This is a genomic window from Mesorhizobium sp. (assembly GCF_004962245.1).
Classification (GTDB): Bacteria; Pseudomonadota; Alphaproteobacteria; order Rhizobiales; family Rhizobiaceae; genus Mesorhizobium.
Window position 1 is genome coordinate 61,483 of the sequence record NZ_SUHQ01000007.1, and the last position, 23,313, is coordinate 84,795.

General features: G+C 63.5%; 19 protein-coding genes and 1 pseudogene. 9 read left to right on the forward strand and 11 right to left on the reverse strand.

The genetic code is table 11. The features are described 5' to 3' along the window. Window positions 1-26: 26 nt before the first annotated feature. The 3 genes from E5X88_RS09525 to E5X88_RS09535 form a co-directional block, all read right to left on the reverse strand. Window positions 27-1,676 carry a thiamine pyrophosphate-binding protein gene (locus tag E5X88_RS09525; RefSeq protein ID WP_292160667.1) on the reverse strand — a complete coding sequence of 550 codons (1,650 nt, stop codon included), beginning with the start codon at window positions 1,674-1,676 and terminating at the stop codon, window positions 27-29. After that, entirely contained in the window at window positions 1,673-2,848 is a 1,176-nt protein-coding gene (locus tag E5X88_RS09530) for a CaiB/BaiF CoA-transferase family protein (protein WP_292160670.1), read from the reverse strand. The genes E5X88_RS09525 and E5X88_RS09530 overlap by 4 nt, the downstream gene beginning before the upstream one ends. A gap of 142 nt (window positions 2,849-2,990) precedes the next feature. Beyond that, a complete protein-coding gene (locus E5X88_RS09535) occupies window positions 2,991-3,938 on the reverse strand; it encodes an alpha/beta hydrolase (RefSeq protein WP_292160672.1) in 948 nt (315 codons plus the stop codon). A 204-nt stretch (window positions 3,939-4,142) separates the two neighbouring features. On the opposite strand from E5X88_RS09535, the gene E5X88_RS09540 reads away from it, so the two are divergent. Then, a complete protein-coding gene (locus E5X88_RS09540; protein WP_292161031.1) occupies window positions 4,143-5,162 on the forward strand; it encodes a ribonuclease in 1,020 nt (339 codons plus the stop codon). Window positions 5,163-5,189: 27 nt separating this feature from the next. On the opposite strand, the pseudogene E5X88_RS09545 reads toward E5X88_RS09540, so the two are convergent. Beyond that, a pseudogene (locus E5X88_RS09545) lies at window positions 5,190-6,478 on the reverse strand (GGDEF domain-containing protein). A gap of 260 nt (window positions 6,479-6,738) precedes the next feature. On the opposite strand from E5X88_RS09545, the gene ettA reads away from it, so the two are divergent. From ettA to E5X88_RS09565, 4 genes are all read left to right on the forward strand, one after another. After that, on the forward strand, window positions 6,739-8,388 hold the full coding sequence (ettA, locus tag E5X88_RS09550; RefSeq protein WP_292160674.1) for an energy-dependent translational throttle protein EttA: 1,650 nt from the start codon (window positions 6,739-6,741) through the stop codon (window positions 8,386-8,388). A gap of 46 nt (window positions 8,389-8,434) precedes the next feature. After that, window positions 8,435-9,205: a trans-aconitate 2-methyltransferase gene (tam, locus tag E5X88_RS09555; RefSeq protein WP_292160676.1), complete on the forward strand. Its 771-nt coding sequence runs from the start codon at window positions 8,435-8,437 to the stop codon at window positions 9,203-9,205. 197 nt (window positions 9,206-9,402) lie between these two features. Then, window positions 9,403-10,524, forward strand: a complete 1,122-nt coding sequence (locus E5X88_RS09560) for a beta-ketoacyl-ACP synthase III (RefSeq protein ID WP_292160678.1) — start codon at window positions 9,403-9,405, stop codon at window positions 10,522-10,524. 143 nt (window positions 10,525-10,667) lie between these two features. Beyond that, entirely contained in the window at window positions 10,668-11,285 is a 618-nt protein-coding gene (locus E5X88_RS09565) for an MOSC domain-containing protein (protein WP_292160680.1), read from the forward strand. A 59-nt stretch (window positions 11,286-11,344) separates the two neighbouring features. Here E5X88_RS09565 and E5X88_RS09570 read toward each other — a convergent pair whose 3' ends face one another. From E5X88_RS09570 to tsaA, 4 genes are all read right to left on the reverse strand, one after another. Next, window positions 11,345-12,187, reverse strand: coding sequence for an SDR family oxidoreductase (locus E5X88_RS09570; protein WP_292160682.1), 843 nt, complete (start codon window positions 12,185-12,187; stop codon window positions 11,345-11,347). 223 nt (window positions 12,188-12,410) lie between these two features. Then, the gene (locus E5X88_RS09575; protein WP_292160684.1) at window positions 12,411-13,370 is read right to left on the reverse strand and encodes a D-amino acid aminotransferase; all 960 of its coding nucleotides are present in this window, start codon (window positions 13,368-13,370) and stop codon (window positions 12,411-12,413) included. A gap of 106 nt (window positions 13,371-13,476) precedes the next feature. Further along, window positions 13,477-13,788 (reverse strand): DUF2293 domain-containing protein, encoded by a 312-nt coding sequence (locus E5X88_RS09580; RefSeq protein WP_292160686.1) that lies wholly within the window; start codon window positions 13,786-13,788, stop codon window positions 13,477-13,479. Beyond that, window positions 13,785-14,291 carry a tRNA (N6-threonylcarbamoyladenosine(37)-N6)-methyltransferase TrmO gene (gene tsaA, locus E5X88_RS09585; protein ID WP_292160688.1) on the reverse strand — a complete coding sequence of 169 codons (507 nt, stop codon included), beginning with the start codon at window positions 14,289-14,291 and terminating at the stop codon, window positions 13,785-13,787. Before tsaA ends, E5X88_RS09580 begins: the two co-directional genes overlap by 4 nt. A gap of 143 nt (window positions 14,292-14,434) precedes the next feature. Between tsaA and E5X88_RS09590 the strand changes: the two genes are divergently transcribed. Both E5X88_RS09590 and metF read left to right on the forward strand, forming a co-directional pair. Continuing rightward, a complete protein-coding gene (locus E5X88_RS09590; protein WP_292160691.1) occupies window positions 14,435-15,457 on the forward strand; it encodes a metalloregulator ArsR/SmtB family transcription factor in 1,023 nt (340 codons plus the stop codon). Next, the gene (metF, locus tag E5X88_RS09595) at window positions 15,457-16,374 is read left to right on the forward strand and encodes a methylenetetrahydrofolate reductase [NAD(P)H] (RefSeq protein WP_292160693.1); all 918 of its coding nucleotides are present in this window, start codon (window positions 15,457-15,459) and stop codon (window positions 16,372-16,374) included. The genes E5X88_RS09590 and metF overlap by 1 nt, the downstream gene beginning before the upstream one ends. 546 nt (window positions 16,375-16,920) lie before the next feature. On the opposite strand, the gene E5X88_RS09600 is transcribed toward metF, so the two are convergent. Next, window positions 16,921-17,838, reverse strand: coding sequence for a DMT family transporter (locus E5X88_RS09600; protein WP_292160695.1), 918 nt, complete (start codon window positions 17,836-17,838; stop codon window positions 16,921-16,923). 228 nt (window positions 17,839-18,066) lie between these two features. Here E5X88_RS09600 and E5X88_RS09605 point away from each other — a divergent pair, with 228 nt between their 5' ends. After that, the gene (locus E5X88_RS09605) at window positions 18,067-19,287 is read left to right on the forward strand and encodes an alanine racemase (RefSeq protein WP_292160697.1); all 1,221 of its coding nucleotides are present in this window, start codon (window positions 18,067-18,069) and stop codon (window positions 19,285-19,287) included. Window positions 19,288-19,401: 114 nt separating this feature from the next. On the opposite strand, the gene E5X88_RS09610 is transcribed toward E5X88_RS09605, so the two are convergent. Together E5X88_RS09610 and E5X88_RS09615 are read right to left on the reverse strand one after the other, a co-directional pair. Next, complete coding sequence (locus E5X88_RS09610) at window positions 19,402-20,586, reverse strand: lytic murein transglycosylase (RefSeq protein ID WP_292160699.1); 1,185 nt, start codon at window positions 20,584-20,586, stop codon at window positions 19,402-19,404. A 74-nt stretch (window positions 20,587-20,660) separates the two neighbouring features. Next, on the reverse strand, window positions 20,661-21,452 hold the full coding sequence (locus tag E5X88_RS09615) for a GH25 family lysozyme (RefSeq protein WP_366664781.1): 792 nt from the start codon (window positions 21,450-21,452) through the stop codon (window positions 20,661-20,663). Between the two features lie 312 nt (window positions 21,453-21,764). Here E5X88_RS09615 and E5X88_RS09620 point away from each other — a divergent pair, with 312 nt between their 5' ends. Next, window positions 21,765-23,144 (forward strand): serine hydrolase, encoded by a 1,380-nt coding sequence (locus tag E5X88_RS09620; RefSeq protein WP_292160701.1) that lies wholly within the window; start codon window positions 21,765-21,767, stop codon window positions 23,142-23,144. Window positions 23,145-23,313 lie beyond the last annotated feature (169 nt).

Below are 23,313 nucleotides of genomic sequence, written 5' to 3' on the forward strand. Positions count from 1 at the left end.
AAGAACTCGACCTATGCCGTTGGCGCTCAGGCTTTGTCCCTTATCTGGGTCATCGTCCGGGTCGGCGTGATGGCCTCCGGGTCGAGCCTGATCTCGACGATCGATGGCTTGCCGCTGGCCCGGGCGCGTTCGAAGGCCGGTGCGAAGTCGGCCGTCTTCTCGACCGTTTCGCCATGGCCGCCATAGGCGCGGGCGAGAGCCGCGAAGTCGGGGTTCCGCAGATCGGTGGCGACGACGCGGCCCGGATACTCGCGCTCCTGATGCATGCGGATGGTGCCGTAGATGCCGTTGTTGACCACGACGACGATGATCGGCAGATCGTACTGCACGGCGGTGGCGAATTCCTGCCCGTTCATCAGGAAGCAGCCGTCGCCGGCAAAGGCGATGACGTCGCGCTCGGGGAACAATTCCTTGGCGGCGACCGCCGCCGGCGTGCCGTAGCCCATCGAGCCGGAGGTAGGCGCTGCCTGGGTGGCGAAGCGGCGGAAGCGGTGGAAGCGATGCACCCAGGTGGCGTAGTTGCCGGCGCCGTTGGTGAAGATCGCGTCGTCGGGCAGCATTTTTTCGAGATAGTTCATGATCGGCCCCATCTGGACCGAGCCGGGACCGCTTTCCGGCGGCGTCGACCAGTCGAGATAGGCTGAATGCAGCTTCGGTGTTTCATCCGCCCATGCCGGCGTGGCGGCCGGTTTGCGCCCGGCAAAGGCTTCGACGAAAGCCGATGGCGAGGCGTTGATCGCCAGCGTCGGCCGGTAGACACGGCCGAGCTCGCCGGCGTCGGCATGGACATGGACCAGCGCCTGGTCGGGGTAGGGGCTCTTCAGCAGCGTGTAGTCCGACGACGGCATCTCGCCCATGCGTCCGCCGACCAGCAGCACGAGGTCGGCCTGCTTGATGGCGGTGGCCAGCTTCGGGTTGATGCCGATGCCGACGTCGCCGGCATAATTCGGGTGGAGGTGGTCGAACAGCATCTGGCGGCGGAAAGAGCAGCCGACCGGCAGCGACCAGGCTTCGGCGATCGTCCGCATCCGCGCGACGGCCTGCGCATCCCAGCGCGTGCCGCCGAGGGTAACGAAGGGGCGCTTTGCCTCTGCGAGCCGCTTTTCCAGCGCATCGAGCTCGGCCTCACCCGGCCGCGTTTCGACCGGCGTGTGGGGCAGGGCTGCTGGCGCCTCGGCTAGGCTGGTCAGCATGTCTTCCGGCAGCGAGATGACGACCGGGCCGGGGCGGCCGGACGTCGCCACCGCAAAGGCCCGTGTCACGAATTCGGGGATGCGCGAGGCATCGTCGATCTCGACCACCCATTTGGCGATGTCGCCGAAGAACCTGACATAGTCGACTTCCTGAAAAGCCTCGCGTTCCTTGGCGTGGCTGGCGACCTGGCCGATGAACAGGATGACGGGAATAGAATCCTGCATGGCGATGTGGATGCCGGCCGAGGCGTTGGTCGCGCCGGGGCCGCGGGTGACGAAGCAGATGCCGGGCTTGCCGGTCAGGCGGCCATGGCAGTCGGCCATCATCGCCGCACCGCCTTCCTGGCGGCAGACGATGGTGCGGATCGTCGAATCGTGCAGCGCGTCGAGCACCGCAAGATAGGATTCCCCTGGCACGCAATAGATGCGGTCGGTGCCGTTGGCCTCGAGCGCATCGACGATCAGTTGTCCGCCGGTCTTCATTTTCCTGACCTCTCCAGTTCGGCAAGGATTTCTTCTGTGTGTTCGCCGAGACGCGGCGAGGGCCGCTCATAGACCAGCGGCGTGCCCGACATGACCATCGGCGCACGCACCGAAGGCAAGAGATTGCCATGGCCGTCGTCGAGGTCGAGCCGCATGCCGCGCGCTATGGTCTGCGGGTCGGCGAACATCTGGCCGATCGTGTTGATCGGGCTGGCAGGCACACTTGCCGCCTCCAGCTTGACCAGCAGCGGATCGCGATCGAAGGTTTTCAGCGCATCGATGATGTGCTCGCGCAGCTTCGCCCGGTTGGCGACCCGGGCGGGATTGGTGGCGAAATCGGGGTTCGATGGCAGGTCGTCCAATCCGACGGCCGCGCAGAATTTGGCGAACTGGCCGTCATTGCCGATGGCCAGGATGATGTGGCCGTCCTTCACCGGCACCACTTCGTAGGGCGCGATGTTCATATGCGCATTGCCCATCTGCACAGGCGATTTGCCAGATACCAGATAATTGAGGTTCTGGTTGCCGAGCGTCGAGATCTGGGTGTCGTAGAGCGCCATGTCGATGTGCTGGCCTTCGCCGGTCTTCTCGGCATGGCGAAGCGCGGCCTGGATGGCGACCACCGAATAGAGGCCGGTGAAAATGTCTGATATGGCGACGCCGGCCTTTTGCGGCTCGCGGCCAGCCTCGCCGGTGATCGACATCATGCCGGCCATGCCCTGGATGATGAAGTCGTAGCCGGCGCGTGGCGCATAGGGGCCGTCCTGGCCGAAGCCGGTGATCGAGCAATAGATCAGCCGCGGGTTGATCTTGCGCAGGCTGTCATAGTCGAGCCCGTATTTCTTCAGGCCGCCGAGCTTGAAGTTCTCGATCAGCACGTCTGATGTCGCGACCAGCTGACGGATCGTGTCGGCGCCCTCGGGCGTCGAGAAATCGACTGATATGGAGCGCTTGCCGCGATTGCAGGAATGGTAGTAGGCGGCCGAAAGATTTTCGCCGTCATGGCTCATGACGAAGGGCGGACCCCATTTGCGGGTGTCGTCGCCGCCATCCGGGCTTTCGACCTTGATGACGTCGGCGCCGAGATCGGCAAGCAGCTGCCCGGCCCACGGTCCGGCGAGGATGCGGGCGAGTTCGATTACGCGGATGCCTTTCAGCGGAGGCTCAGTCATGGATCACCGTGATGGGTCGGAAGCGCAGCCTTGCATGTCGTCATCCCAAAACCGCTGCGCACTTTTGGGCGACATGCACTATCAATCCCGCGCGCCGCTGTCACGGTCCTTGCGATAGGCCAACCCAATCTGCCGACGTCGATCATGCCCTCGATCGGGCTTGTTTCAGCACGCTGTCGGCCCACGCGGCGAAATCGTCCATGACGACATCCCGGTTCACCTCGTTCAAGCTTTCATGGCGGGTCCCTGCGTAAACCTTTGAAACGAGATTCGAAAAGCCCATCCTGTGCAGGCGCCCGGCGAGATGGCTGACCGCCTTGCCGCCGTCGGTGGCGGGATCCTTTTCGCCGCCGACCAGGCAGATCGGAAGGGTCTTGCGGACGCCGGAAAAATTGGTGTCGTTGGCACCGTCGAAGACAAAGCCGAACAGGTCGCGCCACATCGACACCGAGGCATCCCAGCCGCAGAGCGGATCGGCGATGTACTTGTCGACTTCGGCTGCGTCGCGCGACAGCCAGTCGAAGGGCGTGCGGCGATCGGGGACGGCCTTGCCCCAGGCCTGGAAGGTCAATCTGGGCAGCATGCGCGACGGCATGTCGGAGCCCAGCCGGAATTTTTCCCAGGCCAGGATGACTTGCGCGGCACGACCGGCGAGCCCGGCGGAAAAATTGGCATTCCAGATGGCGGCGGCGTGCAGCCGGTTCGAATGATGAAGCATGAAATTCAGCGCGACGAGGCCGCCCATGGAATGGCCAAAGACGATAGCGGGCAGGCCGGGATGCTCGCCGGCGATCAGATCGTGCACGGCCGCGACATCGGCGATGACCTTGGCGCCGCCATCTGATTGAGCGAACCGGCCGAGCGGCGCGTCGGGTGCCTTGGTGGCGCCATGGCCGCGATGGTCATGGGCGTAGACATGGAAACCGCGCTCACCCAGAAAGGTAGCGAAGCGGACATAGCGCGCGGCGTGCTCGGCCAGCCCGTGATTGATCTGGACAACGGCGCGCGGGCGGCCCTCGGCGCGTTTTACATAAAGGTTGAGCTCGGCGCCGGTCGGCGATCGCAGTACGCGCTGTTGGCTGAATGACATTGTCGATTCGTCTCCAACGCGTTTTTCACCCCTGCGGAGTTTATGTGCGCCGATGCCGGTTTTGCGTCAATCCGTGTTTTCCGCGGCGGTGTTCTTGCGTCGCAACGTGGGGTATTCGCAATTCTGACATGGAGAATTTGATACCGAGAGGCAGCGGCAGTCTGTCGCCGCAGCATTTTTCAGCCCGGGGATACTTTTATGCGTATGTGGACAGGTCTTGTTTTCGGATTGGCGGTTGTCGCCGTGTCGCCGGCGGGTGCTGCGCGAGCCGAGGTGAGGATGAGCGGCTCCTTCGTTGCCGACGCCTCCTGTCCGGCGACCCAGGCCATCAAGAGCGGCAGGAACCCCGGCAACATCTCGACCGATGCAGGACAGAGCTATGAGCTTCTGGCCGGCAACAAGGACACCCCCACGCACTATATGATCCGCGTGCCGGGGGTCGATCCGGAGCGCCGCTGGGTGAAGGTCGGTTGCGGCCATGTTTCGGGCGGCGGCGCGTCAACCATGCCGGCCGCGCCTGTGCCGGCCGAAGGAGACAAGCCCGCGGCGCCGGCTTCGGGAAAGCCCGAATATGTCCTCGCCCTGAGCTGGCAGCCGGCGTTTTGCGAAACCAAGCCCGGCAAGACCGAATGCAAGGCGCAGACCGCGGCCGGTTTCGATGCGACGCATTTCACCTTGCATGGGCTGTGGCCGCAGCCGAACGGACATTTCTATTGCCAGGTGGCAGCGGCCGACAAGGCCAACGACAGTCCGGCGCACTGGCAGGACCTGCCGGCGGTCGAGCTCGACCCGAAAACGCGGTCGGAGCTCGATCAGGTGATGCCGGGCACCGCATCCGACTTGGAAAGGCATGAGTGGATCAAGCATGGCACCTGCTACGGCAAGAGCCAGCAAGAGTATTTTTCCGATGCGCTGACCCTGATGCGCGCGGTGAACGCTTCGCCGATACGTGATCTTTTCACGCAGAATACCGGTCAGGATCTGACGTCGGACCAGATCCGCGGCGCTTTCGACAGCGCCTTCGGCGCCGGCGCCGGCGAGCGGGTCCGCGTCTCCTGCTTGAACGACCGTTCGAGTGGCAGGCGGCTGATCGGCGAGCTGACACTCGGCCTGACCGGCCCGATCGGGCCGAACAGTTCGCTCAGTGAGCTGTTGCTGGCGTCAGTGCCGACGAACAATGCCGGTTGTCCGAAAGGCCTCGTCGATCCCGTGGGATTCCAGTAACAAGCCGAGCCGGGCCGTCGCTTCGCGTCAGCCGCCGAGGCCGCGATCCGGTCTGGCCCGTGCAGCGAGGCCGTCGGTCTCGCCGCCCGGTTCACCGACGACACGGTCGCGTCCGGTGGATTTGGCCTTGTAGAGGCGCTGGTCGGCCAGTGCGAAAAGATCGGCGAGGCAGCGGGTCGTCTCGCTGACGGTGGAGATGCCGGCGCTGACGGTGATGTCGAACCGGCTGGTGGTTGCGGATGCCTTGACCGCATGTCTGATGGTTTCGCCAAACAGCGTGGCGACCGAATGCGGGCGCGAGCAGAGGATGGCGAATTCCTCGCCGCCGATCCTGAACAGCTGGTCCTCGGGACAATCTCGCCAAGCAGGCCTGCGATGGACCTCAGCACCCTGTCGCCCTCGGCATGGCCGAAGCGGTCGTTGATCGATTTGAAGTGGTCGACGTCGATGATCAAGAGGCTGAGCGGCTTGGCCATTCGCAGGCTGGCTGCAACGGCGGCTTCGCCGTCGCTGTCGAAACGTCCCCTGTGCAGCAGGCCGGTGAGTCCGTCGCGGCCGACATGCTTGACCAGCGCCTCATAGCGCTCGCGATAGGTCAGCGTGTCGAAGATGTCGGACAGTCCGCGCGGCGCCGGGACCTGCCGCGCCTCGAACCATCTGATATAGGCGACAAGCATGATGCTGTAGGCAAGCGCCGCGCCCATCTTGGCAAACCAGCCGCCGAAGAAAACCGCGATCGGCGCGCCGGTGACGAAATGCAGCGCGGTGAAAAATCCAGCCTGGTCGAACGTGAGCACGCAGGCGACGGAGATCAGGATGCGAGAAAACAGCGCCTTGCGAAGATAACGCCCAAGCTTTTCGTAGAGCAGGATGATCAGGATGGCGTCGATGAAGAGCAGAATCGTGCCCCACACCATCAGCCAGCCCATCTGGTCGATGAAGCCGATGTCGGGAAGCCTGCCATTGGGAAGCGGTGCGATCTCATGCAGGCGCAGGACCAGCACGAGCCCGATCATCAGGGCATTGCCGAGCAGCAGGCCGTAGATGGGCTGCCGGACGGTCGCCGCATCCTCCTTGACGTAGAGCAGCAGGAGCATCACCAGCTTGCCGGAAAACAGCACGGCGGAACCTGGTGAAACCATGCCGAACGGCAGGGCGACGTAGAAGACGCTGGCAAGGTAAGTTTCAAGAAAATGCATGACGCCGAGCGCGCAGACGAACACGCCGAGGCCGATGCGGTGCCTGAACCGGAAAAGCGTGACCATGACGCCGAAATAGAGGACCGCTTCGGCAAGGAGCAGGAAACTGTTCAGCAACGCCGTCGATCCGATCTCTCTGCAGAAATCGCGGCTTACCGGCGATTCCCCATCCGCACCTTTTTGACGCGGAATGGTTAACCGGAGCTTTCGCCGGGCTATGCGACGAACCGAAAACGTCGCCACCTCAATAAGTGCTTCTAGCCCGGCGACAGGATTGAAGCGGCAAAACAGTTTGCCGTTCGGCGCTGCATCGCCTACATAGCGCGCAACTTCCATTCAATCCGACATTCCAGTCGACTTTTTCAGGGAAAGCGCGCGTGGCACGCCAGTTCATCTATCACATGGCCGGCCTCAACAAGGCCTATGGCACCAAGAAGGTGCTCGAGAACATCCATCTGTCCTTCTATCCCGACGCCAAGATCGGCATCCTCGGCCCTAACGGCGCCGGCAAGTCGACGATCCTCAAGATCATGGCCGGCATCGACAAGGAGTGGAGCGGCGAGGCGTGGCTGGCCGAAGGCGCGACCGTCGGCTATCTGGCGCAGGAGCCGGCGCTCGATCCGAACAAGACCGTGTTCGAGAACGTCATGGAAGGTGTCGCCGCCAAGACCGCCATCATCGAGCGCTACAACGAATTGATGATGAACTATTCCGACGAGACGGCGGACGAGTCGGCCAAGCTCCAGGACGAGATGGACCGGCTGAACCTGTGGGATCTCGAACAGCAGGTCGAGATGGCGATGGAAGCGCTGGGCTGTCCGCCCAAGGACGCCGACGTCACCAAGCTGTCGGGCGGCGAGCGCCGCCGGGTCGCACTCTGCCAGCTCCTGCTGCGCCAGCCCGACCTTCTGCTGCTCGACGAGCCGACCAACCATCTCGACGCCGAGACGACGGCGTGGCTGGAAAAGCATCTGCGCGCCTATCCGGGCGCGGTGATGATCATCACCCACGATCGCTACTTCCTCGACAATGTCACCGGCTGGATCCTGGAGCTCGACCGTGGCCGCGGCATTCCCTATGAGGGCAACTACACCAAATATCTCGAAGCCAAGGCCAAGCGGCTCAAGCAGGAGGGCCGCGAGGACGATGCGCGCCAGCGGGCGATCGGCCGCGAGCGCGAGTGGATCCAGTCCAGCCCGAAAGCCCGGCAGACAAAGTCGAAAGCGCGCATCCAGGCGTTCCAGGACCTGCTGGATGCAGCCGACAAGCGGCGTCCGAGCGACACGCAGATCGTCATTCCGCATGGCGAGCGGCTCGGCAATGTGGTGATCGAGGTCGACGGCCTGTCGAAGGGCTTTGGCGACACGCTGCTCATCGACGACCTGTCATTCAAGCTGCCGCCCGGCGGCATCGTCGGCGTCATCGGCCCGAACGGCGCCGGCAAGACGACGCTGTTCCGCATGATCACCGGCCAGGAAAAGCCGGATGCCGGCACGATCCGCATCGGCGAGACGGTCAAGCTCGGTTACGTCGACCAGAGCCGCGACGCACTCGACCCAACCAAGACCGTGTGGGAAGAAATCTCGGGCGGCGCCGAAGTGGTCAAGCTCGGCAAGTTCGAAGCCAACACCCGCGCCTATTGCGCGTCGTTCAATTTCCGCGGCGGCGATCAGCAGCAGAAGGTCGGAAACCTTTCCGGCGGCCAGCGCAACCGCGTGCATCTGGCCAAGATGCTGAAGACCGGCGGCAATGTGCTGCTGCTCGACGAACCGACCAACGATCTCGATACGGAAACGCTGGCCGCGCTCGAAGACGCGCTGGAGAATTTCGGCGGCTGCGCGGTCATCATCTCGCACGACCGCATGTTCCTCGACCGGCTGGCGACGCATATCCTCGCCTTCGAGGGCGACAGCCATGTCGAGTGGTTCGAGGGCAATTTCGAGGATTACGAGCAGGACAAGATCCGCCGGCTCGGCCCGGATGCCGTCAATCCGCACAGGATGACGTATAAGCGGCTGACACGGTAGGGGCTCATCGGGCGCGGCGAATTCTCAAATGATCTGAGGAGCTGAGATGGCTGACTGGTCCGCCGCCCAATATCTGAAATTCGAGGACGAGCGCACGCGGCCGTCGCGCGATCTCGTGGCGCAGGTGCCGGTGGAGGCGCCGCGCCGGGTGGTCGACATCGGCTGCGGGCCGGGCAATTCGACCGAATTGCTGGTCGAGCGCTGGCCGGGCGCCCAGGTCAGCGGTTTCGACACCTCGCCCGATATGATCGAGAAGGCGAGGGCACGTCTGCCCGGTGTCACCTTCGAGCTGGCGGACGCGGCGACGTGGCAGCCGGCCGAACCGGTCGACGTGATCTTTGCCAATGCGGTGTTCCAGTGGCTGCCGGAGCATCCGGCGATCTTCCGGCGGCTGATGGGATTCTTGGCGCCGGGCGGCGCGCTTGCCGTGCAGATGCCCGACAATATGGGCGAGCCCTCGCACCGGCTGATGCGGGAGACGGCCGCCGAAATGCCGTTTGCCGAAAGGCTCAAGACTGCTGCGCGCGGGCCGCTGCCGCCGGTGTCGTTCTATTACGATCTTCTGTCGCCGTTCTCCGACCGGCTCGACATCTGGCACACCGCCTACAATCATCCGCTGGCCGATGCCGGGGCCATCGTCGAATGGCTGAAGTCGACCGGGCTGAAGCCGTTCCTCGATCCGCTCGACGAGGACGAGCGGCGGCTTTTCCTCGAGCGCTACACGGCGGAGATCGCGCAAGCCTATCCTAAGACGGCGAACGGCAAGGTGCTGCTGCGCTTTCCCCGCCTCTTCATCGTCGCGCGGCGCTCCGCTTAGCCACACCGAGAGGCAGTGCCCGGCTGCGCTTGACCCGGTTTTGCCGCCATGCGCATTTCGGCGGTGCAAGATTGTGGTCTTTTACCTCAGGCACTTGATTTAAGCCGGCATAAACTGGCTAGGTGCGAAAGATGTTGCGCCGAGCTCTCGCGGCGCCAATTGAAGCCGCAACGCCTGCGCATGGGGACGGACTGGAAATGCATCGCGTCATCATCAGCGGCATTGGCGTTGAAATCCCCGAGCCTTCGATCACCAACGAAGAACTGGTCGACAGCTTCAATGCCTGGGTCGAAATGGAGAATGTCCGCCGCCAGGCCTCGGGCGAGACGCTGCTGCAGAAATCGGACAGTGCCTTCATCGTCCATGCTTCGGGCGTACAGACCCGCCATGTGATCGAGCGGGAAGGCATTCTCGACCCGACCCGCATGGCGCCGCGCATTCCGGCGCGACCGGACGACGCGCTGTCGCTGGAGGCCGAATTCGGCATCGCGTCCGCCAGGAAAGCGCTCGACCATGCCGGCCTGGAGCCTGGGGATATCGACCTGGTGATCTGCTCGGCCTCGCATCACCAGCGGCCTTATCCGGCGATCGCCATCGAGATGCAGGAGGCGATGGGCACGAAGGGCGCCGGCTTCGACATGGGGCTTGGCTGCTCGTCGGCGGCGGCAGCATTGCACATCGCGGTCAATCTGGTGCGGGCCGGCGCCCACAGGCGCGTGCTGGTGACGACGCCCGAGATCATCACCGGCCATCTCAACTTCCGCGACCGGCAGACGCATTTCATCTTCGGCGATGCTTCTGTTTCGATGGTCGTGGAGGGGCTTGCCCAGGGCGACAAGCGGCCGGGACGTTTCGAGGTGCTCGACACGCGCACCTGGACGCAGATGTCCAACAATATCCGCACCAATCTCGGCTACCACACCCGCACTGCCCAGGACGATCCGTATATGATCAATCTGGAAGGCAATCTGATCAAGCAGGTCGGCAACAAGGTGTTCAAGGAAGTCACCGTCGCCGGGCACAAGTTCATCGTAGAGTTCCTGGCCGAGCATGGGCTGACGCCGCAGGCGATCCGGCGCTTCTGGCTGCATCAGGCAAATGCCCGCATGAACGCCATGATCCTGAAGCTGTCGTTCGGCCACGAGGTCGGCCATGACCGCGCGCCGATGGTGCTGGAGCGCCTCGGCAACACCGCCGGCGCCGGCGCGATCGTCGCGCTGTCGGAGAACCACGCCGACATGAAGGCCGGCGACTACGGCCTGCTCTGCGCCTTCGGCGCCGGCTATTCGATTGGCGGGGCGCTGTTGCGCATGCTCTGATCTGCTTTGGCGCGAACGGCACCAGCACTGGAAGGCGCCGGTATAATCGCATCAGTCTCGTTGATCGGAGCATCAGTGCTTTGGACTGGACCTGATGAGCTCACTCCGGCTAATTGCGTCGCATCATGCAAGGAATGAAGCCCATGCCGGATCTCTTCCGCGAGGCCGAAAATCCGGTCGAAATCATCCCGGCGCGAAAACTCGCTGCGCAGGTGTCCGCGCTTTACGTCGCGCCATCGGATCATTTCGAGACGCGCCCGGTGGATGAGTTGCGGCTCGGCTTCGACGGCATCGATGGCGATTTCCACGCTGGCATCACGCGGCGCTCCGGCGGTCGCGAACCCTGGTATCCGCGCGGCACCGAGATGCGCAACGAGCGGCAATTGTCTGTTGTGGCGGCGGACGAGCTGGCGATCGTTGCCCAGCGGATGGGTATCGCGGAGATCAAACCGGAATGGATCGGCGCCAACCTGTTAATCGAAGGGCTGCCGCATCTCTCCATGCTGCCGTCCGGCACGCTTATGTTCTTCAAGGGCGGCGTCACTGTCAAAGTCGACGGGCAGAACGGACCTTGCCGTATCGCCGGCCGCTCGGTTGCCGAAAATGCCGGAATGGCCGACCATGAGGCCGGCGCGCTGCTGTTCCCGAAGGCGGCAAAGCGGTTGCGCGGCCTCGTCGCCTGGGTGGAAAAACCAGGCCGCATCGCGGCAGGCGAGGAGATATCGGTGCGCGTGCCGGAGCAGTGGATTTATCGAGGATAGGGGCGTGGCCTGACGGCTACGCCGCTATAGGGCGGCGCAGCCGGATTGTCTGATCGACCTCAAGCGGCCTTGCGGTTCTTGTTTGCGCCCTGCGCTATGTCGGACACGTGGTCCCACTTTTCCCAGAGCGCGATGCGGTTGGCGTATTCCTGTTTGATCATCGGCAGGCCGCCGTCACCGAAGAACACCCGCAGCGGCGGCTCGGCGGCGTCGACAATGGCCAGCATCGCCGGTCCGGTGGCGGCGGGATCACCTGCGACCGAGCGCTTGCGGCGTTCCGCCATCGCGGCGCGGGCCGGCTCATAGGCCGCGATCGGCTTCGAGACTTTGGCTGACGGCCCGGCCCAGTCGGTGGAGAAGCCGCCCGGCTCGACAAGCGTCACGTGGATGCCGAACTCCGCGACCTCCAGGCTGAGCGCCTGGCTGAAACCTTCTAACGCCCATTTCGAGGCGTGGTAGAGGCCGAGCGAGGCAAAGGCGTTAACGCCGCCGATCGACGAGATCTGGATGATGTGGCCGGAACGCTGCGCCCGCATGATCGGCAGTGCGGCCTGGGTCACCCAAAGCGCGCCGAACACGTTGGTCTCGATCTGATCGCGGGCTTCCTGCTCGCTGACTTCCTCGATGGCGCCGAAATGGCCATAGCCGGCATTGTTGATGACGACGTCGAGCCTGCCGAAGTGTTTATGCGCTTCGGCAATCGCGGCATCGACGGCTTTCTTGTCGGTGACATCGAGCTCAATCGCCGCGATATGGTCGCCATATCTATCGACGAGATCGGCAAGCGTGCCCACATTGCGGGCCGTCGCCGCGACACGGTCGCCGCGGGCGAGGGCGGCTTCCGCCCAGACGCGGCCGAAGCCCTTCGACGATCCGGTAATAAACCAAACCTTATGTGTCATGATCCACCAGTTCCTGCCCTTGCGGGGCTTTGATTGTGAGTTCTTGTCTGACCATGATCCCGAAAAACCGGATTCCACTTTTTGCTGCGCCGACTTCGGTTCGTGATCATGGTCTAAGCGGAGGCTACTCCGCTTCCGGCATATACGAAGTACGCTCCACCTATCAAGGTCGAGCACATTTTGTTGATGAGGGTCGGCGCCACGGCATCCGGCCGGGGATGGGTCAGGGATGGCGCACCGGAGTCGACCAGGCGGGATCCTCGTGCTTTTGCCAATAGACTGCCATGAGGCGCCTGGTGATCGTGCCGACCTTGCCATCTGCGACCGGAGCGCCGTCGATCATCGTCACCGGCATGATGCCGCCGGCAGTCGAGGTGATGAAGACCTCGTCGGACCGACGCAGTGCCCCGACGCTGACATCGGCCGCTGTGACCGCAAGCCCTGCCTCCGCGCAGAGATCGAAGACGGTGCGACGGGTGATGCCGGGCAGCACGCCGACAGCCGGCGTCGACAGTCTACCGTCTTCCACGCAAAAGACGTTGAAGCCGGGCCCTTCCGCGACATTGCCATTGAAATCGAGGATCAGTGCGGTCTCCGCGCCGCGGTCATAGGCGTCGTAGAGGCCTCGCACCAGGTCGAGCCAATGATAGTTCTTGATCGCCGGGTCAATCGAAGCCGGCGGGATGCGCACCTTGTCGCTGATCGCAACGTGCAGGCCGCGCTGCAACTGCTCGGCATTGGCGACCGAGCCGAAGGGAACGGCGAAAGCCATGAAGCGGTTGACCGCTTCGCGCGGGTCGCGGCTGAAGGTCGGCGATGCGCCGCGCGTGCACAGCATCTCGACATAAGCGGCGCGATGACCCGACAGCGCCACGCAATTGTGGAGGATTTCGGCCACGCCTTCGCGGTCGAGCGGGATCGTCATGCGCAGCTTTTCCAGCCCGCCGAAGAAGCGATCGAGATGCAGGTCGAGACGGAAGAAGCGACCGTTCCAGACATGCACCGTGTCGTAGGTGGCGTCGGAATGCAGGAGGCCCCAATCCAGCACCGAGATCTTGGCTTGCGACATCGGCAGATATTGGCCGTCCAGGAAGGCAACGCCATCCGGATAGGAATGCGGATCGATGTGATGGGCGGAGAGCACCGGCAGTGGTTTGGCTTGCGGATCGATCGAGTTGCTCATCACGTCCTCCGTCAGGCCGTCCCGGTTCAGATGACGGGATAGAGCGGCACGGCGGGTGGTGCAAGACACAGGCCCGACTTGCCGCTGGGCCATTGAAGGGGTGTTGTTACCCTTCCTCCTCGTCGTCGAGCAGACGCGTGGCGCGCCACCGGGTCAGCACAATGTTGGTCTGCTCCATAACGAAGAAGCGCGCCGAGTCGCGGTCATAGCCTTCGGCCAGCAGTTTCTCGTAGTCGGTGTGCACATGGCGGATATGGGCGATTGTCGCCAGCCACACGGCGATCGTCGGCGGCAGGTTGTGCAGATGCGCCCGGCCGGCGTCGGCACGGATCTTTTCCATATCGGCATAGGGCGCCAGCGGCAAAAGCGCAGTCAGCGCCTTGGCGATGGCGCGGCGGCGGTTGGTCGGCGCTCTCATCGTTCGTCGCGTCCGGCCATGGTCGCTTCGGCAAAGGCGTCGGTCGAAGCGAAATAAGGCTTGATGTCGATGACCGGTGTGCCGTCGAGCACGTCGATGGCGTCGAGGTCGATGCGGCCGGTGTCGATGTCGAGGGCGACGAGCTTTGCGATATGCAGTCCGACCGGATTCGGCCGGGCAGGGGAGCGCAGCGAAAAAACACCTTTCGGTTCGGCCGCATGGCGGGGTTTCTGCACGATCAGTCGACGCGGCGCGTGGTGCAGCCAGGTCAGGACGATGATGTGGCTGGCGCGTTCCAAGCCAGCCAGGCCGTCACGATAGCGCTGGTCGATCGTGAGAACCGCCGGCCGTCCCGTTTCCCGCGCGGCTTTCATGTTCTTGGGGCAAGTCTCCCGCGTGGTCCAGGGGGAGGCGATGCGACCGATGAAGATGACATGGCCGTCCGGCGGCATATCGGCCGGATCGGTTTCCAGAAGCATTTCGCCGTCGCGCGTCTCGAACATGGGTTTCGCCTCGATCATGCTTCCGGTTTTGCGCGTTCCGCCACGCATGCGTCATTTTCTTGTCCGGAAGCGACATAGCGCTTGCAAGCTTATCAAAATCGACATAAACATATGTTTATATCTTTTTCAAAGAGAATGCTCGCATGCATGTCGCACTCGACACTATGGTAGATACATTGAAGGCGGCGGCCGAATCCAGCCGGCTGCGCATTCTGGCGTTGCTGTCGCGCGGTGACCTGACCGTCTCCGATCTCACCGAAATCCTCGGCCAGTCGCAGCCGCGCGTCTCGCGCCACCTGAAGCTGCTGCTGGAGGCCGGACTGATCGGCCGCTACCAGGAGGGCTCGTGGGCTTTCTTCCGGCTGTCGGATTCGGATGCGGCGCGCGATTTCGTGCTGCGGCTGGTTTCCGGCATCCGGGGTGCCGACCCGCAGGTCGAGCGTGATCTCGAGCGGCTGGCGGCGGTCAAGCGCAAGCGGCAGGATCGCGCCGCCGAATATTTCTCCGTAAATGCCGCAAGCTGGGACCATATCCGCTCGCTGCATGTGCCGGACCGCGCGGTTGAGGCCGCGCTGCTCAAGCTCGTCGGCAAACGGCCGTTCCAGTCGATGCTCGATCTCGGTACCGGCACCGGTCGACTGCTCGAAATCTTTTCGCCGCTCTACCGGCGCGGCGTCGGCATCGACATGTCGCGCGAGATGCTGACCGTGGCGCGCGCCAATCTCGACAAGGCCGGCATTTCGAATGCGCAGGTGCGCCAGGGCGACATTTTTGCGCCACCGGTCGAGCGCGACGCCTTCGATCTCGTCACCATTCACCAGGTTCTGCACTATCTCGACGATCCCGCCCGCGCCATCCGCGAGGCAGCAAGGCTGCTGCGCCCGGCCGGCCGGCTGGTGATTGTTGATTTCGCACCGCACGCGCTGGAATTCCTGCGCGACCAGCACGCGCATATGCGGCTCGGCTTTTCCGACCGGCAGATCGCTGAGTGGTTTTCCGAGGCCGGGCTCGACATGGAGGACAGCCAGGAATTCGAGCCGCGCGGCGGCAACGAGGCCAGGCTCACCGTTAAACTGTGGCTCGGCCGTGACCAGCGCATGCTGATCGCCGATCCTTCCAACGACACGCAACCAGCCAATGCCTATCCGATGGGGGAAACCGCCTGATGAACCAGTTCCGCTTTTCCCGCCGCCCCGACATTGGCGACAAGATCCGGGTTTCGTTCGAGTTCTTCCCGCCGAAGACCGACGAGATGGAAGCAAGGCTGTGGGATACCGTCACCCGGCTGGAGCCGCTCAAGCCGAACTTCGTCTCGGTGACCTACGGCGCCGGCGGCTCGACGCGCGAGCGCACGGCGCGCACGGTCAAGCGCATCCTCACCGAGACCTCGCTGACGCCGGCGGCGCACATGACGTGCGTCGACGCGGCGCGCCACGAGGTCGATGAGGTCATTCAGGAATTCGCCGATATGGGCGTCACCCGCTTCGTCGCCTTACGCGGCGATCCGGCCGAGGGCGTGGGCGCCGCCTACCGTCCGCATCCGGGCGGCTATGCCAACGGCGCCGAATTGGTGGGAGCGCTGAAGGGTGTCGGCGATTTCGACATCTCGGTCTCCGCCTATCCGGAAAAGCATCCGGAGAGCCCGGATTTTGCCACCGACATCGACATGCTGAAGCGCAAGGTCGACAATGGCGCGACACGGGCGATCACCCAGTTCTTCTTCGACAATGATCTCTACGAGCGCTATGTCGAGCGGGCGCGGCGGGCCGGCATCTACATACCGATCGTGCCGGGCATATTGCCGGTCCACAATTTCACCCAGGTCGCCAATTTCTCGGCGCGCTGCGGCGCGCTGGTGCCGGCATGGCTGGCCGAGCGCTTCGACGGGCTGCAGAAGGACCCGCAGACGCATGCGCTGGTGGCGGCGGCCGTGGCGGCCGAACAGGTGCTGGACCTGGTCGAGCGCGGCGTTGGCGATTTCCACTTCTACACCATGAACCGGGCCGATCTGGCGTTCGCCATCTGCCACATGATCGGCATCCGCTCGCATGAGGCTGAAGCAGCGGGATCAGCTGCTGCATAAATGGCTATGTGAATGCAAAAAGGCCGGGTAAGACCCGGCCTTTTCAATGATTTGGAGTATTCTGTGCTGGTCTTCCTCCCGCTCTGGCGGCTACGGAAGAAAGCCCATAATAAGGGCTCCGATGAAGGCAAACGCAGCACAAATCATCAATGCGTTGATTGGCCTTGTAAGTCCCATGTCATAGCCTCCTCTTAAAGAGCTATGCACAGAGTCTAGGTTCATTTGTGTCACAGGCAAGCGGAAAATGTGCTGCAATGCGACGAGATTGTGGAATTTGCGACCTGCTCTTTGCCGTTAGGTATTGAAACTCTTCGGCAAAAGCCGGCTTCTGGCCTGTGAATAAAATGTGGCGAAGCCGGGGCGACAATGCGCATGGCAGCGCTACCGCCGCCCGAAATTGGAATCGATTTTTCGGGTCGACGGGAAAATTTCAAAGAGTTGGAGCGTCCTTTTACGCGTCCAATCGGACGCGGCACCCTTAAGCGCGTCGTGCGGCGCGCTTTGTCGTTTACCCAAAACCGCTGCACAGACTTTGGGCGACATGCATCAACGTCGGCCGACCAGACGCCCGTCGATGGTGACGAGGCCGAACGCGATCAGCGCCATGCCGCCGAGTTCGAACAATTCAAGCCGTTCGCCCAGGAACAGGAAGCCAAGCAGGATGGCGCTGGCCGGCACGATCAGCGTGACCAGCGAGGCGTTTGTGGCGCCGGCCGAGGCGACGAGGTTGAAATAGAGGATGTAGGCGAAGGCGGTGGACAGCAGGGCCAACGCCAACACCGCCGCCCAGACCGGCGGCGAGGCCGAGAACAGGTTGGCGGTGCCATGGCTAAGCAGCACGACCGGGATCATGACGATGGTCGAGGCGGTCAATTGTCCAGTGGCGATGACCGGTGACGGCACGCCCTTGAAGCGGCGGGCAATCATCAGGGCAACCGCATAGGACAGCGACGCACCGACCAGCGCGAATTTCGCCCAGACCGGACCGCCGAGGCCGGCAACAAGGCCGGGGCCGATCATCACCGCCGTGCCGGCGATGCCGAGCGCGATGCCGGCAAGCTTGTTCCAGGAGAGTTTTTCGTCTGATGTCAGCGCGTTGGCAAGGATCAGCGTCCAGAACGGCGTCGTCGAATTGAGCACCGAGGCGACGCCGGCGCCAAGCTCGGTCTGGCCGGCGAAGATCAGCGAGAAAGGAATGACGTTGTTGGCAAGGGCCAGCAGGAAGAACAGGCCGGCATGCGGCAAGGCGAGGCGAAAGGACGGACCGCGCAGGCCGAGATAAAGCTGCAGCGCCAGCGCAGCGATGGCGACGCGAAACAGCACCAGCACCAGCGGGGGAAGCTCGGCAACCGCAATGCGGGCAAAGAAGAACGAGCCGCCCCAGATCGCGCCGAGCAGCAGAAGCTGTGCCCAGTCTTTCAGGACCATGGGGCCGCGCATTGCAGTCGTGGTTGTGATCGCCATGGATCGTCCTCCCAGATGGCGCTGAATGCCAAGCCCATCAGGTGTCTGTTCAGGCCATATCCTGTTCGACGGCAAGGGCCACCCGAAACCAGATCGGTGGGCTAGCATTCCTGTCACTGGCCTGTCGTCTGGCGTAGCGCCGCGGCGTCAGGGAGGCGAGACACAGAATTGTTTTCATTCACGCATAGCTTGGATTAATTGTGCGCGGCCCAGTTTAAGGATTCATCCATGCAGCGATTCGAAAATGCCCGCGAAGCGGCGCTGGCGCTTCGTCCGGACGATCCGGTCTACTGCTTCCGTCCGCAGGTGCTGAAAGCCGACGCCAGGCAGTTCATGGGCATGTTTCCCGGCAAGACCGCCTATGCAGTCAAGACAAACGGCGAGCAGATCGTGCTGAAGGCGCTGGTCGAGGCCGGCGTCAATGCTTTCGACGTGGCCTCGCCCGGCGAGTTCGCTGCCGTGCGCGCTGTCTCATCCGACGCCGAGATGCTCTACATGCATCCGGTCAAGGCGCAGTCGGACATCAAGCTGGCACTGGAGAAATACGGCATCCGCGTCATCTCGCTCGACCATGAGGACGAGATCACCAAGCTGACCCGCGTGGTGCGGGCGCTCGATATCGATCCGGGTGCGATCACCGTGTTCGTGCGCATCCAGACGAAAGGATCGGCAGCCTACGAGTTGTCGAAGAAATTCGGCGCCGGGCCGGCCAATGCGGTCGAACTGGCCGAACGGCTGAACCGGACGGGCTACAAGGTCGGGCTGTGCTTCCATGTCGGCAGCCAGATCGAGGATCCCGACACCTATGAGCGGGCGCTGGCCTCGGCCGACTGGGTGCGCAACCGCGTCAGCTTCGACATTGCCGGGCTCGACGTCGGCGGCGGTTTTCCCGCCGAATACGGCCATGATCCCAACCGCAAGCATATCGAGATGCCGTCGCTCGGCCAAATCATGTCGCGGCTGTCGGGCGATCTGAAGGAATACCAATTCGACCAGATGCCGCTGGTGGCGGAGCCGGGCAGGGTGATCGTAGCGCGCTGCCTGTCGCTGATCGTGCGCGTGCTGCTGCGCAAGGGCAAGCGGCTCTACATCAATGACGGCATCTGGGCGTCGCTGTCGGATTCGTGGACCGGCAAGATCACGCTGCCGGCGCGCTTCATTCCAGACCCAGCGATCCGCTCGCGCAATGGCGTGGAGAAGACCATCGTGCCGTTCAAGGTGTGCGGTGCGACCTGCGATTCCGTCGACATCCTGTCGCGACCGTTCTGGCTGCCGGAAACGGTCGATACCGGCGACTGGATCGAGATCGGCCATATCGGCGCCTATTCGCTGTCGCTGAGGACGCGGTTCAACGGCTTCTACCCCGACACGTTCGTCGAGGTGACGACGCCGTTCGATGAGGGCGACGCGCCGCAGGGGTTTGCCAGCCTGGAGACGATGGCGGACTAGGGATTAGGGGAGTAGGGCAGTAAGGCAGTAAGGGAGTAAGGGAATAAGCCCTTTACAATCCTGCTTCCGATCAATTTTTCCCCTACTGCCCTACTGCCCTACTGCCCTACTGCCCTACTGCCCTACTTTCGCCAAAAGCTCCGGCGTAGGCCAGCCGTCGACCGGCAAGCCTAGTCGCATCTGCTCCTTGCGGATCGCCTCGCGGGTGTTGGTGCCCAGGATGCCGTCGACCGTGCCCACGTCATAGCCTCTGGCCTCGAGCTTTGTCTGCAGCGCCTTCATCTGGTCGCCGTTGAGGCCGGGTTCGGGATTGCGCGGATCGAACTGCGGTGCGCCAGCCAGCCGCGCGGCGAGATTTGCCGCGGTCAGTGCATAGGTGAAGGACTGGTTCCACTCGAGATAGACGTCGAAATTGTCGTAGACGAGGAAGGCCGGCCCCTTGCGCCCCATGGGCAGCGCGAGACCTGCCTTCAGGCCGTTGTCGACAAGAGGCGTGCCGTTCGGGTTGGTGACACCCCACTGAGCCCACTGCGTCAGCGGCAGCTTGTTGGTGCGGCCGGTCTGGTCCCACGGCATGTCGTCGGGCACGCGGACTTCCTCGATCCAGGGCTGGTCGCGTTTCCAGCCGCGCGACATGATCTTGTTGGCCGTGGTCATGATCACGTCCCGAGCGCTGCTGCGCAGGTCGACCAGACCGTCATCGTCGCCGTCGACGCCGCGGTTGAGATAGTCGGACGGCAGCGTCTGCGTCTGGCCGATTTCCCCCGCCCAGGCGCCGGTGACGTCGGCAGGCACCACGCCGCGATCGATGAGTGTCAGCAGCGGCACGATCTGCGGGCGAAAGAGTTGCGGGCGGCGGCAATCATGCGAGAGCGTGACCAGTGCGTTCAGCGTGTGGAAATCGCCCTGCACGGCGCCGAAATCGGTTTCCAGCGCCCAGAAGGCGGCGATGATCGGCGGCTGGACGCCGAATTCCCGGTCGGCGCGGGCAAAGACATCGGCGTATTTTTTCAGATTGGCGGCGCCCTGCTTCAGCCGATAGGCCGAGATCATGCGCTTCGAGAATTCGATGAAGGTCTGGGTAAAGACACCCTGGGCGCGATCGCGCGCCAGCACCTTTTCGTCGGCGGTGGCGGCTTCCAGCGCCTCGAGGCCGGCAGCGCCCACGCCGGCGCTCCTGGCCTCCGCCGCCACGCCCTGCTTCCATGCCTCGAAATCGCCGCCGCATTGCTGTGCCGCCGCTGGCGCCGCCGTGACGGCCAGAAGCAGCGCCGCGAGAATTTCCAAGCGCATCGTCATCCTTCCGAGAAGATTACCGGCGGTTGCAGGCGTCCTTCATTGGCCGTGTCGAAAAGCAGGCCGCAGGCCCGGTGTCAACGGGTGTTCTGCCGCAGCCATTTGTTCCATGCGGCTTCCGAGCCGTTAAACACATTGATGTCGGCGTTGCCCTTCATACCAGGCACAACGCCGGTTCCGGTGTACTGCCAGAAAGTGAAGGGGTGGCTGCCGTATTTCTCGCGCGGATGGCCGGCCACCGAACGCAGCCAATAGGGGTAGCCGCGAAAGGCCGACAGCCCGTTGTCGTCGAAGAAATCGATCGAGGTGTAGATGATCGGCTTCTTGCCATAGTGCTTTTCGACGATTTCGAGGAATGTGCTCATCTCGCTGCGAACCGTGGCCGCATCGGGCCGCAGCTTGCAGGTCGGCGATTGCGGGTTCCATTCCATGTCGAGGACCGGCGGCATCGCCGAACGGTCTTTCGGCACGTTCCGGATGAACCAGCGCGCCTGCGTGGCGGCTGGCGTGCAAAAATAGTAGAAATGATAGGCCGCGCGGGGGATTCCTGAGGCTTTGGTGCGGCTCCAATGCTCGTTGAAATACTCGTCGAAGCGATCGCCGCCTTCCGTCGCCTTGATGAAAACGAAGGAAATGCCGCTGGCCCTTGCCGCCGGCCAATCGACCGAGGTCTGGTATTTGGAGACGTCGGTGCCGTGAACGGCATAGCTCCACGGCGCGCCGCTGTCCCATTCATGCGGGTCGGAGTCGTCGAAACGGGGCGCGCGCACCGCGACCATCGGGGCACTGGAAGAGGATGGCGCAAGATCGTCGACGGTCGAGCAGGCGCCCAGCAGCGTCAGCATGATGAGGACCGCGAAACGGCGCATCGCTACTCCTGAACCGGTTTCAGCCGGCCGCTGATGGGTTGCTGCTGCAGGTGGCCCCTCGACCGAAACCCCTCGAGCGATCGCCCCACAGGATCGCTCGTATCTTAAAGCGCGTCGCGTCGACGCGCTTTAATCTTGTTTTTTGTGCATGTCGTTATCCCAAAATCGCTGCGCAGTTTTGGGCGACATGCATCTATGATCGCCGATCATGGTTGATATTCCGTTGACGGCGCTCGACAGGAACCGCGATTTTGCCGAAGCAATGGCGGCAAATCGATGACATAAATGAGCGTCCGGGGGGAGTCGAGAAAAATGCAGATTGTCGTGAGGCTCGTGAAACGGCTGCTCGGGCTGGTCGTGCTGGTGGTCGCAGCACTCGCTGCCTGGCTTTACATAGCACCGCCGGAACTGATCCGCGTCGGCTCGGGCTATGCGGCCAAGATCGTCTGCTCGAATGTCTTTGTCGCCGGACGCGATGCCGATGAGGTGCTCGCCGTCGACGTGCAGGCGCCGGGCCACCCGCTGCTCAGGCTGATGAGGATCTCCGTCGACAAGGAGCAGGGCACGGTTTCGGCGGGGCTGTTCGGCGTGTTCGGCAAGAGCGTCGCGGTCGTTCGCGACGGGCTCGGTTGCACGTCGGTTCCGGATGGCGACATCGCCACGGCCAAAGCCATCACCGGGCCGGCGCTGACGCCGGCACCGCCGCTCGATGCGCTCTGGCCGGACGGCGACAGGGCCGACGCCTCGCAGAACCCCGAAATCGCGAAGATACTCGATGATCCTGCAATGACCGGCGCCGGTATGCGAGCGGTGGTGGTGGTCAAGAACGGCCGCATCATCGCCGAGCGCTATGGCGGCGGCTTTACCGAAAAGACGCCGCTGCTCGGCTGGTCGATGACCAAGACGGTGAACGCAGCGATCATCGGCACCGTGGTGAAAGACGGCAAGATGGCAATGACGAACCAGGGGCTGTTCGGACCCTGGAAAACGGACGGCCGCGCCGCCATCAACCTCGCCGCCATGATGGCGATGTCGAGCGGGCTCGAGTTCAACGAGGATTATGGCGACGTCACCGACGTGACGCGGATGCTTTACCTCGAACCTGATATGGCGGGCTTTGCCGAATCCAAGCCGCTGACCGGCGAAGTGGGCAAGGTGTTTTCCTATTCAAGCGGCACGGCGGTGATGCTGTCCAGACTCTGGCAGGATGCGATCGGCGACAAGGACAAGGCGCTGGCGTGGCCAAGGGTTGCACTGTTCGACCCGCTCGGCATGCAGAGCGCGGTGCTGGAGGCCGACGAGCACGGCACCTTCGTCGGCTCGTCCTATCTCTACGCCACCGCGCGCGACTGGGCGCGCTTCGGCCAGTTCCTGCTGCAGGACGGTGTCTGGAACGGCCGGGAAATCCTGCCTGCCGGGTTCGTCGGCTGGATGCGGGAAGCCGCACCCGCCTCGAAAGTCTACGGCAAGGGCCAATTGTGGATCGAGGGGCCGGGCGACGAGGAGAGCCCCGGTGCCGGCACCGCCGCGGGCCTGCCTGGAGACACCTATTGGATGGAGGGTCATGACGGGCAGACGGTCGCCATCATCCCCTCGGAGCAGTTGGTGGTGGTGCGGCTCGGCCTGACGCCGGCCAAGCTCGGCTACCGGCCGCAGATCATGCTGGCAGCGCTGGTGAAGGCGCTGCATTAGGGTCAAAACCCAATCACCTGAACGATCGAGGTCGGACCCTTCTCGGACATTTGACGCCGAGAGCCGGGACGACGCAGGTTGGGTGGGAAGCGGACGCTCCGTCGCCAGTCGTTTTTGGAGTACGGATCCTACGAGCACGGTCAGGCTCAATCTGTCGGCGCGGCCTCCA

Bases quoted from the DNA above. Each gene is read 5' to 3' on its own strand.
- E5X88_RS09580 (WP_292160686.1), bottom strand. From the start codon at position 13,788: ATGAGAGCGCCGACCAACCGCCGCCGCGCCATCGCCAAGGCGCTGACT.
- E5X88_RS09530 (WP_292160670.1), bottom strand. From the start codon at position 2,848: ATGACTGAGCCTCCGCTGAAAGGCATCCGCGTAATCGAACTCGCCCGC.
- E5X88_RS09590 (WP_292160691.1), top strand. From the start codon at position 14,435: ATGCATGTCGCACTCGACACTATGGTAGATACATTGAAGGCGGCGGCC.
- tsaA (WP_292160688.1), bottom strand. From the start codon at position 14,291: ATGTTCGAGACGCGCGACGGCGAAATGCTTCTGGAAACCGATCCGGCC.
- E5X88_RS09570 (WP_292160682.1), bottom strand. From the start codon at position 12,187: ATGACACATAAGGTTTGGTTTATTACCGGATCGTCGAAGGGCTTCGGC.
- E5X88_RS09560 (WP_292160678.1), top strand. From the start codon at position 9,403: ATGCATCGCGTCATCATCAGCGGCATTGGCGTTGAAATCCCCGAGCCT.
- E5X88_RS09575 (WP_292160684.1), bottom strand. From the start codon at position 13,370: ATGAGCAACTCGATCGATCCGCAAGCCAAACCACTGCCGGTGCTCTCC.
- E5X88_RS09535 (WP_292160672.1), bottom strand. From the start codon at position 3,938: ATGTCATTCAGCCAACAGCGCGTACTGCGATCGCCGACCGGCGCCGAG.
- E5X88_RS09565 (WP_292160680.1), top strand. From the start codon at position 10,668: ATGCCGGATCTCTTCCGCGAGGCCGAAAATCCGGTCGAAATCATCCCG.
- E5X88_RS09610 (WP_292160699.1), bottom strand. From the start codon at position 20,586: ATGACGATGCGCTTGGAAATTCTCGCGGCGCTGCTTCTGGCCGTCACG.
- metF (WP_292160693.1), top strand. From the start codon at position 15,457: ATGAACCAGTTCCGCTTTTCCCGCCGCCCCGACATTGGCGACAAGATC.
- tam (WP_292160676.1), top strand. From the start codon at position 8,435: ATGGCTGACTGGTCCGCCGCCCAATATCTGAAATTCGAGGACGAGCGC.
- E5X88_RS09540 (WP_292161031.1), top strand. From the start codon at position 4,143: ATGTGGACAGGTCTTGTTTTCGGATTGGCGGTTGTCGCCGTGTCGCCG.
- E5X88_RS09605 (WP_292160697.1), top strand. From the start codon at position 18,067: ATGCAGCGATTCGAAAATGCCCGCGAAGCGGCGCTGGCGCTTCGTCCG.
- E5X88_RS09615 (WP_366664781.1), bottom strand. From the start codon at position 21,452: ATGCGCCGTTTCGCGGTCCTCATCATGCTGACGCTGCTGGGCGCCTGC.
- E5X88_RS09620 (WP_292160701.1), top strand. From the start codon at position 21,765: ATGCAGATTGTCGTGAGGCTCGTGAAACGGCTGCTCGGGCTGGTCGTG.
- E5X88_RS09525 (WP_292160667.1), bottom strand. From the start codon at position 1,676: ATGAAGACCGGCGGACAACTGATCGTCGATGCGCTCGAGGCCAACGGC.
- E5X88_RS09600 (WP_292160695.1), bottom strand. From the start codon at position 17,838: ATGGCGATCACAACCACGACTGCAATGCGCGGCCCCATGGTCCTGAAA.